Annotated in this window: 10 protein-coding genes; all 10 read right to left on the bottom strand. The window is 70.0% G+C overall.

The annotated features are described in order from the left end of the window. Positions 1–4: 4 nt before the first annotated feature. On the bottom strand, positions 5–1,534 hold the full coding sequence (gene lysS / locus G4D86_RS45300; RefSeq protein ID WP_164001417.1) for a lysine--tRNA ligase: 1,530 nt from the start codon (positions 1,532–1,534) through the stop codon (positions 5–7). Positions 1,535–1,607: 73 nt separating this feature from the next. Then, positions 1,608–1,991: an anti-sigma factor family protein gene (locus tag G4D86_RS45295; RefSeq protein WP_164001415.1), complete on the bottom strand. Its 384-nt coding sequence runs from the start codon at positions 1,989–1,991 to the stop codon at positions 1,608–1,610. Continuing rightward, the gene (locus G4D86_RS45290; protein WP_164001413.1) at positions 1,988–2,617 is read right to left on the bottom strand and encodes an RNA polymerase sigma factor; all 630 of its coding nucleotides are present in this window, start codon (positions 2,615–2,617) and stop codon (positions 1,988–1,990) included. The genes G4D86_RS45295 and G4D86_RS45290 overlap by 4 nt, the downstream gene beginning before the upstream one ends. Positions 2,618–2,774: 157 nt before the next feature. Next, positions 2,775–3,897, bottom strand: a protein-coding gene (gene prfB, locus G4D86_RS45285) for a peptide chain release factor 2 (RefSeq protein WP_240360840.1) whose coding sequence is annotated in 2 segments (ribosomal slippage) — positions 2,775–3,827 and positions 3,829–3,897 — 1,122 coding nt in all. Because the reading frame shifts where the segments join, the coding sequence is not laid out codon by codon here. A gap of 71 nt (positions 3,898–3,968) precedes the next feature. Then, complete coding sequence (locus G4D86_RS45280) at positions 3,969–5,294, bottom strand: Lnb N-terminal periplasmic domain-containing protein (protein WP_164001411.1); 1,326 nt, start codon at positions 5,292–5,294, stop codon at positions 3,969–3,971. Positions 5,295–5,393: 99 nt separating this feature from the next. Continuing rightward, positions 5,394–6,251 carry an rRNA maturation RNase YbeY gene (gene ybeY / locus G4D86_RS45275; RefSeq protein ID WP_164001408.1) on the bottom strand — a complete coding sequence of 286 codons (858 nt, stop codon included), beginning with the start codon at positions 6,249–6,251 and terminating at the stop codon, positions 5,394–5,396. A 22-nt stretch (positions 6,252–6,273) separates the two neighbouring features. After that, positions 6,274–8,766, bottom strand: a complete 2,493-nt coding sequence (locus G4D86_RS45270; RefSeq protein WP_205520359.1) for an HD family phosphohydrolase — start codon at positions 8,764–8,766, stop codon at positions 6,274–6,276. Positions 8,767–8,899: 133 nt separating this feature from the next. Beyond that, positions 8,900–9,976, bottom strand: a complete 1,077-nt coding sequence (locus tag G4D86_RS45265) for a PhoH family protein (RefSeq protein WP_164001404.1) — start codon at positions 9,974–9,976, stop codon at positions 8,900–8,902. 89 nt (positions 9,977–10,065) lie between these two features. Then, positions 10,066–11,184, bottom strand: a complete 1,119-nt coding sequence (locus G4D86_RS45260; protein ID WP_164001402.1) for a DUF4388 domain-containing protein — start codon at positions 11,182–11,184, stop codon at positions 10,066–10,068. A 6-nt stretch (positions 11,185–11,190) separates the two neighbouring features. After that, positions 11,191–13,398 carry a tetratricopeptide repeat protein gene (locus G4D86_RS45255; protein ID WP_164001400.1) on the bottom strand — a complete coding sequence of 736 codons (2,208 nt, stop codon included), beginning with the start codon at positions 13,396–13,398 and terminating at the stop codon, positions 11,191–11,193. Positions 13,399–13,426: the final 28 nt, after the last annotated feature.

Below are 13,426 nucleotides of genomic sequence, written 5' to 3'. Positions count from 1 at the left end.
CTGGCTACTTCGCCAGTGGCTTGAGGAGGGGGAAAAGAATGACGTCGCGAATGCTCTGGGAATCCGTGAACAGCATGGCGAGCCGATCAATCCCGATGCCCTCACCGGCAGTGGGCGGCATGCCGTGCTCGAGGGCGCGGATGTAGTCCTCGTCGTAGTCCATCGTCTCCTGCTGGCCCCGCTGCTTCGCCTCCAGCTGGGCCATGAAGCGACCCTTCTGGTCCAGCGGGTCGTTCAGCTCGGAGAAGGCGTTCGCGATTTCCCGCCCCGCCACATACAGCTCGAACCGGTCCGTGACTTCAGGATTCGCATCATTGCGACGGGCGAGCGGGGAGATGGCGGTGGGGAAATGGGTGATGAAGGTGGGATGGACGAGGCTGCCCTCGACGTGGTGCTCGAAGAGCGCGCCCACCAGCTCGCCGTGGTTCATGGCGTCGACGGCCCGCCGCTCGGACTCCGAGTGGGCCGTCTTGAGCAGCTCGGCGCGGAGCCGGTCCGGGTCCAGCATGTCCTTGTCGGACAGCGAGCTGCCCACCGCCTCGCGGATGGCCTCCGTCATGGAGATGCGCTTCCAGCCCTTGCCGAAGTCCAGCACGTGCTCGCCGTACTTCACCTTCGTGTCGCCGGTGACGGCCTTCGCCGCGGCGGAGATCATCTCCTCCGTGAGGTCCATCAGGTCCTCGTACGTGGCGTACGCCTGATAGAACTCCAGCATCGTGAACTCGGGGTTGTGCCGGGTGCTGATGCCTTCGTTGCGGAAGTTGCGGTTGATCTCGTAGACGCGCTCCATCCCGCCCACCACCAGGCGCTTGAGATGCAGCTCCGGGGCGATGCGCATGAACAGGTCGATGTCGAGCGCGTTGTGGTGCGTGGAGAAGGGCCGAGCCGCCGCGCCCGAGACGAGCGAGTGCATCATCGGCGTCTCCACCTCGACGAAGTCCCTGGTGTCGAGGAAGTCCCGGATGAAGCGGACGAGCTTCGTGCGCTTGAGGAACGTGGCCTTCACGTCCGGGTTGGAGACCATGTCCAGGTAGCGCTGGCGGTAGCGGATTTCGACGTCCGTGAGGCCGTGCCACTTCTCCGGCAGGGGCCGGAGGGACTTGGTGAGTGGAACGAATTTCGTCGCGGACAGCGTCAGCTCGCCCGTCTTGGAGCGGAAGACGGGGCCGGTGGCGGCGAGGAAGTCACCCAGGTCGGCGAGCTTGAAGACCTCGTAGCTGTCACCCAGGGCGTCCTTCTTCATGTGGACCTGGATTTCGCCGGAGCGATCTCTCAGCTTGATGAAGGCGGCCTTGCCGAACGAGCGCATGGCGACGACGCGGCCGGCGACGTCGTAGGTGGCGGGCGAGGCGTCGAGCTCTTCGGTGGACTGGTTGGCGTGCCGGGCGAGGATGTCCGCGGCCAGGTGCTGGGGCCGGTAGCCGTTGCCATACGGGTTGAAGCCGGCCTTGCTCCACTTCGCGGCCTTCTCCAGCCGCTGGTCGTAGATCTCCTGCTCCTTGGACCCGGTGTCGTCGTTCTGTTCTTCAGCCATGGCGCGCCCCTGCAAAGGCGCGGCACCGTAGCCAAGCCTCCCCCCGGAAGCAACGCAACACAGCGGAGGAAGGTCAGGGAGCAGCCATGAAGAGGAAGGCGGCCACCGCGGCCCCCAGGAGCAGGGGGATGATGATTTCCACCGGGACGCGGTAGTGCATGTGCTTCGTGTGCAGGCCGCGCAGGCCGAAGCGGCGCTGGCGGCGCACCCGGTTCATCACCTGCGTGGCGAGCGCGGGCGGGGCCTTCTCCCGCTCCACGCCCTTGAGGCGCTGCAGGGTGTACGCGTAGCCCTCCCAGCCCTTGCGGCAGTCGTCGCACCCGTCCAGGTGGGTGCGTACCGCCTGCGCCTTGGGGGCGGGCAGCTCGTCGTCGGCGAGCGCGAGGAACAGGGCCCTCGCCTCGCGGTGGTTCATCCGCGGGTCCACGTCCGGGAGTTTGCGATGGATGAGGGTCATGGCTCAAGCCGCCCCAGGAGGTCCGCCAGCTTTTCCCGCGCCCGGTGGAGCCTGCTCTTCACCGTGCCCTCGGGCAGCTCGGTAATCTCGATGATTTCGTCGTAGCTCAAGCCTTCGATGTCCCGCAGGGCCACCAGCATGCGCGCGTCCGGCTCCAGTTGGGAAATCGCCCACTGCACGCGGGCGCGCTCGCGGGCGGACTCGAGCGCCGCGTCCGGCGCGGGCGGAGCCCCGGGCCCGTCCACCCAGAGGGCACTGGCCTCGTCGTACTCCTCCGAGCGGCCACGGCCCCGGCGCTTGAGGTACTTCAGCCGGTTGATGCAGTGGTTCTTCGTAATCCGGAACAGCCAGGTGGACAGCTTCGAGTCCTCGCGGAAGCGGCGGACGTTCTGGTGGACGCTGACGAAGATTTCCTGCACCAGGTCGTGCGCCTCCTCGCGGTCTCCCACCATGCGCACGCAGAAGTCGTAGAGCCGGTCCTGGTGCGTGCGCACCAGCAGCTCGAAGGCGTCCGGGTCGCCGCGGCGCAGCCGGTTGAGCAGCGCCACGTCCTGTCGCCGGGCGTCGGACGCCTCGGCGACGGCCGGCCCTTCCTGTCCGATTTCGAGCACGCCGCCCGACGTCACCGGTGTCCTCCCGCGACAGCCCCTCCGCCCACGGAGGTGCCACCGTCCCTTCAGCCTACCCCGTCCCCTGCCCGCGCGCCCTGGGACAGCAGGGCGGGGAAAAAGGTTCCCGGCCCCGTTATTCCAGGGCTGGGCCGGGTGGGAGAGACGGGAAGTCCTAGTCCGCGCCAGCGGAGCGGTTGGGGTTCTTCACCCCGAGCAGCTGTGCGGTGACGAACTCTTCCAGGTCGCCGTTCAGCACCGCGTCCACGTTGCCCGTCTCCACGCCAGTGCGCAGGTCCTTCACCATGCGGTACGGGGCGAGCACGTAGCTGCGAATCTGCGAGCCGAAGGAGATGTCCTTCTTCTGCGCTTCCGCCGCGTCGCGCGCGGCCTCGCGCTTCTTCATCTCCAGCTCGTACAGGCGGCCGCGCAGGATCTTGAAGGCCATTTCCTTGTTGGCCGACTGCGAGCGCTCCGTCTGGGTGGTGACGATGATGCCGGTGGGCAGGTGGCGCAGCTGCGCGGTGGACGACGTCTTGTTCACCTTCTGGCCGCCCGCGCCGCTGCCGCGGATGAACTTCAGCTCGATGTCCTTCTCGGGGAGGTCGATCTGGATGGCGTCATCCACCTCCGGGTAGACATCCACGGACGCGAAGGCCGTCTGGCGCCGCGCGTTGGCGTCGAACGGGCTGATGCGCACCAGCCGGTGCACGCCCACCTCGGCCTTGAGGTAGCCGTAGGCGAAGTCGCCTTCGATGCGCAGGGAGACGTTCTTGAAGCCCGCCTCCTCGCCCGGCACCTCGTCGTTGATCTCCACCTTCCAGCCCCTGGCCTCGCAGTAGCGCGTGTACATGCGCAACAGCATGGCCGCCCAGTCCATGGAGTCCGTGCCGCCGGCGCCGGCGTTGATGTCCATGAAGCAGCTGCTGCGGTCCTGCTCGCCCGACAGCATGCGCGCCAGCTCGAGCTTGCCGACTTCGCCCTCCAGGCCCTCCAGCGAGCCCTCCGCCTCCTTCGCGGTGTCCGCGTCGTTGGCCTCGGCCGCCAGCTCCAGCAGGGCCTGCGCGTCGTCCAGCCCGCGCATCACCTTGTCGTAGGCGCCCACGCTGGCCTCCATCGTGGACTTCTCCTTCAACATCCCCTGGGCCTTGGCGTGGTCGTCCCAGAAGGTGGGGAGCGTGGACTCCCTTTCAATCAGCGCGATGCGAGAGCGCTTGCGGTCGAGGTCAAAGATGCCCCCGGAGCGCCAACACGCGCTCCCTCAGGCCGTTGACCTTCTCCATCGAATCGTTCGCCATGGTGTCGTCCTCGTGTCCGCGGCGGCATTCGCGCGCCGCGCTCGGGAAGGGGTTGAGAGCTAGAAAAAGGGTCAGGGAGTCTTGAGCGAAGGGACGGCATCCCCCCGCCCGGCTGACGCGCGATGCGTCCCGCGCAGCCGCGCCAGCACCCGGTCCAGCCCGAACGCGCCGGCCATGCCCACGGAGATGGGCAGGATGAGCGCGATGAGGCGCCAGTTATCCTGGTCGAACGGGGGCAGCACTTTCAGCACCACGCCCAGCACGCCCGAGGCCGCCAGCACCAGCCAGATCTTGAACAGCCGCGCGCGCGCCTTCGTGCTGTTCCACATCAGCGCCACACCGAAGGGCAGCGCCAGCAGTGTCAGCGGGTTGGCGAGGAAGAGATTCTCATTCCGGTAGGTCACCGTGTGGTCCGTCACCAGCCACATGATGAACAGCGCCGTGCCGGGGATGCCGAGCACGAGCCCCAGCACCCCGTTCTCCAGCGCGAGCAGCAGCCGAGCCACCCGGCTGCCACGCCGCTCCCACGCCGCCAGCCCCACCGCCGCGCCGCCGAGCGCCACGCCGAGCGCCAGAATCCAGGGGCCCCACGCCGGAGGCTCCGCGGGCGGGCGCTTGCGCGTGGGGGACTCGTAGTAGTTCCAGGTCTTCGCCGCCAGCGACTGCTGCGTCCCGTCCGCGCCCTTCACCTGGAGCGCCGCCACCTGCATCTCCAGCTCGTCCGGGAGGAAGGCCTCCTCCCACTTCGTGATGGGATGGTCGATTTCATCGTTCATCATGAAGTCGAGCAGCACGCTCATGGGCGCATTCACCGCCGTGTAGCGCCGCGTGTGCTCGCGCAGCGTCATGCGCCCCGGAGCCCGGTCCATCTCCTTCAACTGCCCGCCCGTGGCGACGTCAATCATGTCGCGCAGCCGGGTAACGCAGTTGTCGTTGTAATGGTGGTACAGGTACTCGCGGTTCTCCGGCAGCACGTTGTCCGCCAGCGCCTTCGCGACCACGACGCGCTGCTCCGGGGTGAGGTTCAGCTCCTGGATGCGGACGTCGCGGTCCTCCGCCTGGTAGTAGCGGAAGGTGGAGCCGACGGACGAGTGGCCCACCCAGAACTCCAGGCGGCCCATGGCGAAGCGGGCCAGCATGGTGTCGTTGAAGGTGAACATCCCGTAGTTGTAGAGGCGCGACTGCTGCAGCCGCTTGTCCTCCACCACCAGCGAGCCGTGCCCCCACCACGAGGGCACGTCGTCCCCGGGGCTGAACGTCACCAGCCAGATGGACAGGTCCTCGCCCTGGCTCTGCCCGGAACCCCAGGGCGGAATGGAGATCTCGCGCGCGTGGGCCGGGGCCGTCCACAAGAGCAGGCCGAGCAGGCAGGTAGCGATGAGTGACAGGCGGGGCATGGAGTCCGTCCAACACACGGGAGGCGGCCTACCTATCATGCGTGCCGCCCGACTCAACCGGAGGATGCCGGATTGTCCGGCGGGGGGCCGAGGAAGGGCCTACATCAGGCTGCGGGCCCGGCGCGCCTTCGCATCCACCTGGAGCGAGTCCGCCACCATGCCGTGCTCGCCCAGCAGCTGCTCCTCCAGCGCCGCCATCCGCTTCGCGTCGCGCGGCTTCTCGTGGTCGTGCCCCAGGAGGTGCAGGAGGCCGTGCGCCAGGTAGCGCGCCATCTCCGCTTCCAACGTGCGGCCGTACTCCTTCGCCTGCCGCTTCGCCGTGTCCAGCGAGATGACCACGTCGCCCAGCGGGCGCGGCCCCGGGGTGCCCTTGGGCAACTCCCCCGCGGGGAAGCTGAGCACGTCCGTCGCCTTGTCCTTGTTGCGCCAGGTGCGGTTGAGGCGGCGGATGGCCCTGTCATCCACCAGCGACAGCGACAGCTCGCAGCCGGACAGGTCCAGCTGCTTGAGATAGTCGCGCGCCCAGCCCGACAAGAGCCGCGAGTACTCGCGGCCCTGGGGGTGCGCCATCTGCACGGTGACGTGGTACTCGGCCTCGCGCGGCGCGGGCGTCTCCATGTGCGCCAGCTCCGGGCGGAAGGCCGGCGCGCACACGGACCAGTAGTCGCACGCACCCTGGCCGTCGTTGCGGTACACCACGCGCTTGCCGCGCGGCACCAGGCCCACCTCGCCCGCGGCCACGCGCTCGCGGCGCCCGTCCACCACCACCGTCAGCTCGCCGGTGACGACGATGACGACCTCGTCGAACTCGGGGCGCTGGGCAGGCTCGGACCAGCCCGGTGGGGCCAGCATCCGCGCGACGGAGGTGGCCTCCGTGCCGGTGGTGGCCGCTCCCACGAACTCCTCGATGCGCTTGCCGTCGTCGCGGGGAATCAGCTTCCCCTTGCGGAGTCTCACGCCGTTGCTCCTCGCGCCGTGCTCATGACATCCCCGCGGTGCGTGCCTTGTCCTTGCCGTCCGACACCTTCATCCCGCCCGCCACCACCAGCGGCGGCGCCTTGCCCCCGCCCACCGCGCCCGCCGGGTACGCCGGACGCGTGTGGTAGATGCCCTCCAGCGTGTGCAGGAAGGACTGCGCGATGAGGTTCAGGTCCTTCAGCGTCAAGTCACACTCGTCCAGCTGCCCCTCGGAGAAGATGAGGTTGATGATCTTCTGCACCTGCGCCTGCAGCTTGGTCGAGGTGGGGTCCGGCATGGAGCGCGTGGAGGCCTCCACCGCGTCGGCGATCATCACCAGCGCCGCTTCGCGGAACTGCGGCTTGGGGCCCGGGTAGCGGTAGATGCTCTCGTCGATGGGGGGCGCGCCTTCCTTGCCCTCCTGCTCCTTCAACGCCTTGTGGAAGAAGTAGCCCACCGTGCGCGTGCCGTGGTGCTGCGGAATCGCGTCCGCCACCAGCTTGGGCAGCCGGTACTGCCGGGCCATCTCCAGCCCCTCCGTCACGTGGCGCTTGATGATGACGGCGCTCATCGCGGGGGCGAGCTGGTCATGCCGGTTCTCGCCCTTCTGGTTCTCCCCGAAGTAGAGCGGGTTCTTGCCCTTCCCGATGTCGTGGTAGTACGCGCACGAGCGCGCCAGGAGCGGGTTGGCGCCGATGGTCTCCGCCGCGTTCTCCACCAGCGAGCCGATGATGATGGAGTGGTGGTAGGTGCCGGGCGCCTGGACGATGAGCTCCTTGAGCGCCGGGTGGTTCAGGTTGGCAAGCTCCAGCAGCTTGATGTCCGAGGCGTAGCCGAAGGTGGACTCGATGAGCGGCGTCAGCGCCATCACCATCACCGGCACGGCCAACGTGGAGCCCACGAAGGCGCACAGCGCGGTGATGAGCGTGTCGCCCGCCAGTCCCTTGCCCTCCACGAGGAAGAGGAACACCACCGCCACCATGTTCGTCGCGCCCGTCAGCAGGCCCGCGCGGAAGATGCCCACGCGGTCCTTGGCCTTGACGATGCGGTCCGCCGCCACCAGCGAGCCCACCAGCGTGTAGATGCCGAAGGCCAGCGAGTTGCTCAGCATGACGCCGGCGAGGCAGGCGAACACCAGCGCGAAGAAGAGCGCCAGTTCCTGCGTGAGGATGAAGCGCACCAGCATGGCGCCGGCCGCCACCGGGAAGGCGTAGTAGAAGGCTTCAATCGGCAGCGCGGTGTACCGGTCCTGCACCGCGTCCGCGATGGACACCCAGACCTGGAGCAGGCCCAGCAGGCCCACCAGCAGCAGGCCCAGCAGGAGCCCGTCCTTGCGCGTGGGCCGGAAGCGCCGGAAGGCCGCGCGGCAGAAGACGTACGAGGACACCACCAGCAGCCCCACCAGCCCCGTGCCGCCAAACTGGAGCCAGAAGAGGTCCAGCTGGTCCGTCTCCGCGCGCATGCCGCGCAGCATCACCAGGTGCGTCTCGTTGACGAGCTCGCCGTCGCCGATGACGCGCTGGCCCCTCTTGATGGAGATGACGGCGTCCTTCACCGCCTGCGCCGCCTGGGTGCGCCGCGCGTCCGTCTCCGCGATGTTGATGGTGAGGTTGGGACGCACCAGCCGCTTGGCCAGCCGCAGCACGGCGCGGCGCTGAACGCCGGGCGCGTCCGGCAGCAGGTTGCCGGGGATGGAGGCGAAGCGGTCCATCTCCTGCTGCGCCTCGCGCACGTCCACCACCTGCGGCGCGGCGCCGGGCAACGTCTCCTCGCTCTTGTAGACCACGTCGCGGACGGTGAGCCCCTGCGGGGCCTCGCGCGCCAGCTCATCGCGCGAGCCCGCCACGTGCACCTGGCCCCGCTCGGAGCGGTAGGCCCGCTCCAGCACCAACAGCGTGGCCGTCTCCGCCTCCGGCGAGAAGCGGGTGGCGAACAGCGCCTGGAAGTCCTCCGGCTCCAGCCCCGAGTCGCGCTGGCCGAAGAGCAGGTCCTGGAACTCCGCCAGCATCGCCTCGCGGGCGCGGCGCTCGCGCTCCACGTCCTCCGCGGACGGTGCCGCCGGCTTGCGGCGGCGCCCCTCCTCGGGCTCCTGCTCGGCCTGGGCCTCGGCCAGCTCGTCCAGGCGCTCGCGCATGGTGCGGAAGGCGGCGCTCACCGTGGTGCGCAGGGTGCCCACCACGGCGGGGTTCAAGTCGTACACGGGGCGGACGGCGCCGCGCGCATCCTGGCGCCGCTGCTGCGTCATGGCGCGGTGGACGATTTCGTAGTCGCGCGCGGCCTTGAAGCCGGCCGGAGAGCTGGCCCGGAACGGCTTTCCGACGTGCTCCTCGGTCAGCGCCGGAATCTGCTGGCTGTAGAGGCCCGGGGAGATGACGAAGCCGGCCCCCACCGCCACCGCCAGCAGCAGGAAGACCTGGATGGCGCGCCGACCCCAGACGCCATTGCCCAGACCGAGGCGATCGGCGAGCGCGTCCAGCGGACTGGGCCCGGGGGGCTGCGTTTCCGGTTCGGCCATGGGGGTCCTCACCCTAGATAAGGCGTCGCGGATCCATCAAGGACGCAACGCCAGGGAAAATTCACGAGGGTGGGATACCGTACGCCCGCCCGCCAGGGTATGCGCGGGTGGGCGTACGTGGGCAGTCGCTCCGTCACTCGCTACCGACGGGCGCGGCTGCGGCGGGCTGCGGAGTCCCGGCGGCCGCCTCGCGGGCGAGCTGGGCCTCGAGCTTGGCCAGCTCCGCGCGGTCATACGCGCGGATGACTTCCTGGACGAGCGGGTGGCGGACCACGTCCACCTCGGAGAACTCCGCGAAGTGGATGCCCTCGACCTTCTTCAGCACCGAGCGCGCGTGGTTGAGGCCGGACATCTTCCCCGTGGGCAGGTCCACCTGCGTCACGTCACCGGTGATGACCGCCTTGCTGTTGTAGCCAAGTCGCGTCAGGAACATCTTCATCTGTTCCACGGTGGTGTTCTGCGCCTCGTCGAGGATGACGAAGGCGTCGTTCAGCGTGCGGCCGCGCATGAAGGCCAACGGGGCCACTTCCACCACGCCCTGCTCCAGGAGTTGCGCGGCGCGCTCGGCCGCCATCATGTCGTGGAGCGCGTCGTACAGCGGGCGCAGGTAGGGGTTCACCTTCTCCTGCAAGTCACCGGGGAGGAAGCCCAGCTTCTCGCCGGCCTCCACCGCGGGGCGCGCCAGGATGATGCGCTTGACCTTGCGCTCCTGCAGGAAGGCCACCGCCATGGCCATGGCCAGGTACGTCTTGCCCGTACCGGCGGGGCCGATGCCGAAGACGATGTCGTGGGCGCGGATGGCGTCCACGTAGCGCTTCTGGTTGATGCTCTTGGGCGAGATCTGGCGGTTGCCGGAGCTCTTCAGCACGGGCCCGAGCATGACCTCCTGGAGGGACTCCGCCCCGCCGCGCCCGAGCACCTTGATGCCCTGCTCCACGTCCTCGCGGTAGACGGGACGGCCCGCGCGGATCATCTCCTCCAGGTTCTCCAGGAGGCGCACGGCGAAGGCCACGGCGTCGGAAGGCCCGGACAGGTGGAACTCGGTTCCCCGCTGGCCGACGCGGACGCCGAGCCGCCGCTCCATCAACTTGAGGTTTTCGTTCTGATTGCCGCAGAGGGCCAGGGCGGTCGCGTTGTCACGAACGTCCACCTTGGCTGAGGCGGAGGTGGTGAGGACTTCGGGCGATTCCAACGTGGCGGGATTTCGCAATGCGGGTCGTTCCTCGGTCAGGACGTCACAACGGCTGACCACAACGTAACGCCGGGCTCCGGGTCGCGAAAGACGACTTTCGCCCGGGACTAGCGCAAGGGTGGCAGGAGGACGAACTGCCGGGCGGCAATCCGTCGGTAATAATACTGCTCCCGCCAGGGGTAGCTGAGCTCTTCCGGCTCCAACAATCCTGCCTGTACCAAAGAATCCAGGCGTTCCGGGAGCTCTCCGCGTTCCAGACGGAACACTTCGAGCGCCGCGGCGATGCGGACGCGCTGGGCCTCGGAAACATGACGCTGGGCCGCCGGATCCGTGAAGGACGTGGCGGCGAGGCCCTCGGGGCTCGCGTACGCGCTCCGGGAGGCGACGAGGGCCAGCGCGGCCAGTACCACCATGGTGGCCACCACGCGGCCCACCGTGCCCCCCACCCGGGCGAGCAGGCGCTCGTCCCCTGGCGCGGGCGCGCGGACGCCCTCCGGGTGGACGGCGCGCACGTACTCCCCCTTCACCAGGTTGAAGAGGGCCTTGCACGTCTCGAACTCACCCAGGCAGCAGACGTCCACGAGCTTGCGCAGGTCGCGCCCGGGGGAGATCTCCTCGTAGACGCGCCGCTCGGTGGGGCCGATGGAGCCCAGCTCCCCGCCCTCTTCACCCGGCCGGGGCTGCGGGAGCGCCTTGAGGCGCTCGAAGGTCAGGTCGTCGCGGTGGATCTTCTTCCGGATGACGGGCCACTCGTCCACCATCCGGAAGCCCTCCATGAGCACCGTCTCGGCGCGCAGGGGGTTGATGGCCTCGGCGTCGGGCTCCACGGGCTCCTGGATGAACTCGTAGGTGCCCGCCTTCCACGTGAAGAGGCGGTAGAGCGTCTCGGTCGCCTGGAGCTGCATCATCGCCTGGAAGCGCTCGGCGGTGAGGGCCTGGGTGGAGACGAGCACGTCTCCCAGCCGCTTGAGGGTGCGCCGCTGCGTCTCCAGCGCGGCCTCCAGCTGCATCTCGGTGATGAGCTCGGAGCGCACCAGCATGGCGCCGATGAGGTCCTTGCGCTTCCGGGTGAGGCTCTCGGCCTTGATGATGTGGCCGTCCTTGAAGCCGACGCGGACCTCCTGGTCCTTGTTCCGGAAGTGCAGCGTGCCCGTCTTCTGCTGCTGCCCGATGAGCTGCAGGATGTCGCCGATGCCGAAGTCCTTCAGTGTTCCCTGGAGGGACATGTTCTCTCACTCCCCCCGACGCAGCCGGCGCAGGCCGCGCAGCGATAGCAGATGCACACCGACGAGCAGCAGCACCGCCGGAACCAGCTTGAGGTACAGCGGCACATCACCGTACGGCGCGCGCACCAGCCCGTGGTGGAGCAGCGTCGCGGACAGCGCGAAGAGGAAGAAGAAGGCGTAGAGCGCGCCGCGCACCGGCACCCCCGAGGCGACGTGGCCCGCGCCCGACAGCACGGCGCCCAGCGCGTATGACAGCCGGCCCGCCCACGCCTGGTGGCGCTCCACCTGCCCCTGCTTGCGGTTGCGCAGCTGCTGCGGCACCAGCCCCTTGCGCGAGAAGACATTCACGCACTGGCCGCACTGCTTGCTGCCCACGCCCAGCTCCGGGTCGCACCGCACGCAGACGGCGCGGCCGCAGCGCTCGCACACCTTCGCGGCCTTGAGCTTCTCACCCGCCAGCCCCCACAGGGCCAGCAGCACCACCAGCGCCGCGGGCGCCGCCCAGGCCACCGGCCCCGGAGACACGCCCGGCAGCAGCCAGCGCCCCAGCTGCGCCTCCACGCGGCGCCCCGCCTCCGTGCCGTCCGCGAGCGACAGCCACTCCGCCTCCGGCAGCGAAGGGGCCAGCATCAGGAGGTTCAGGAGCAGCCGCTCCTCGGGAGGCGGATCACGCCCCAGCAGCGAGCCATCCAGCGACTGCGCGGAGGCGATGGCGGTGGCGGCGCGGTCCAGCTCCTGGCCCACCTCCGAGTCCGGCAGCGTCTTCGCCCGGCGGCGGTACACCTGGGCCAGGTTGTAGTGCGGCGCGGCCAGCGTCGGGTCCGACTGGGTGGCCTGGACGTAGAGCTGCGCCGCGCCTTCCGCGTCCCCCAGCCCCACCAGCGCGTTGCCGAAGCGGGTCAAGAGCCGCGCGTCACCGCTGCGCAGCGCGGAGGCCGCCTTGTAGTGCGTCTTCGCCTCCTCCAGCAGCCCCCGGCGCGACTCGTAGTGCGCCAGGGCGTCCAGCTCGGCGAAGGTGGCCGCGCGCGACTCCTGCCGCGCGAGCACCCGCGCCATGGCCGCCTCCGCGGACAGGCCGCCGCGCTCCAGGAGGTAGACGTCCTCGGCGGGCGTGCCGGCGAAGGCCGTCACCCGCGCGAGCTGCCCGGCCGCCAGCGGCGCCAGCCCCACGCCCGCCACCAGCACCGCCGCCACCACCCGCTCCGCGCGGGAGAGGTACAGGGCCACCGAGCCCAGCAGCACCAGCAGCACCGCCACCCCGCCCAGCCCCAGGGCCACCGGCAGCGCCAGCAGCGCCAGGCCCAGCAGCGCGGACTGCCACCGCGACACCGCGCGCGGCAGCAGGTGATGGAAGTCGTGCAACGCGTAGCGCACGCGGCGCAGGAACAGCAGCCCCACCAGGGCCGCGGCCGTGGCCGCCCAGGCCAGCAGCACCAGCGCGCCCAGGTCCGCCAGCACCGGCCGGCGGTAGCGCGCGTCGCCCATCAGCCCGGTGAAGGCGGCGCGCGCCTCGCCCAGGTAGCGGGACACATTGCCCGGCTCCGCCAGCGCGTACGCCTCCGCGAGCGCGAAGCGGGCGTAGGGCAGCCCCGGGGACAGCTGCACCGCCAGCTCCGCCAGCCGCACCGCGCCGGCCATGTCGCCCGCCCGGCGCCGCACGGTGGACTCGCGCAGGAAGCCCACGCTGAGCGGCTCCAGGTCCGACGCCACCAGCTCCGCGCGCAGCGTCACCAGCGCCTTCAGCGCCGCGTCCGCGGAGGCCGTGTCATTCGTCGCGCGGGCCTGGCGCCAGCGGTCCCACACCGCGAGCACCTCCGCGTCCGTCACCCTCGGCGCCAGCACCTGCGACACGGCCGGGCGGGGCGGCGGAACGGGCCCCACGGGCGCCGCGACGGGGGCGGGAGCGGCCGGCGTCTTCGAGCTCGCGGGAACGGCCTCCACGTCCTTCGCGCCCTTGCCACCCTTCGCCCCCCTGGTGGCCTTCGCGGGCGGCGCGTCGTCGTCCTGCGCGGGAGGGGGCTCGGGCTCGTCGGGGATGTCCTCCACGGGCTGATCCCCCGGGTCGTAGGAGGAGTCATCGCGCAGGTCGGGTTCGACGGCGCTCGGATCCACCTCCTGGAGGCGGGACGGCGCTTCAATCTGCGCGGACGCCACCCCGGGAGCCAGTAGCGCGAGGCCGCAGAGGACGAGGGCGAGGAGCGGGTGGCGGATCATCCAGGGGGCGGATGATAGGCGACCCGGG

It is taken from the genome of Pyxidicoccus caerfyrddinensis, assembly GCF_010894405.1.
Classification (GTDB): Bacteria; Myxococcota; Myxococcia; order Myxococcales; family Myxococcaceae; genus Myxococcus; species Myxococcus caerfyrddinensis.
Note: the sequence above shows the minus strand (reverse complement) of the source record. Positions and strands in the feature narration are given on the sequence as shown.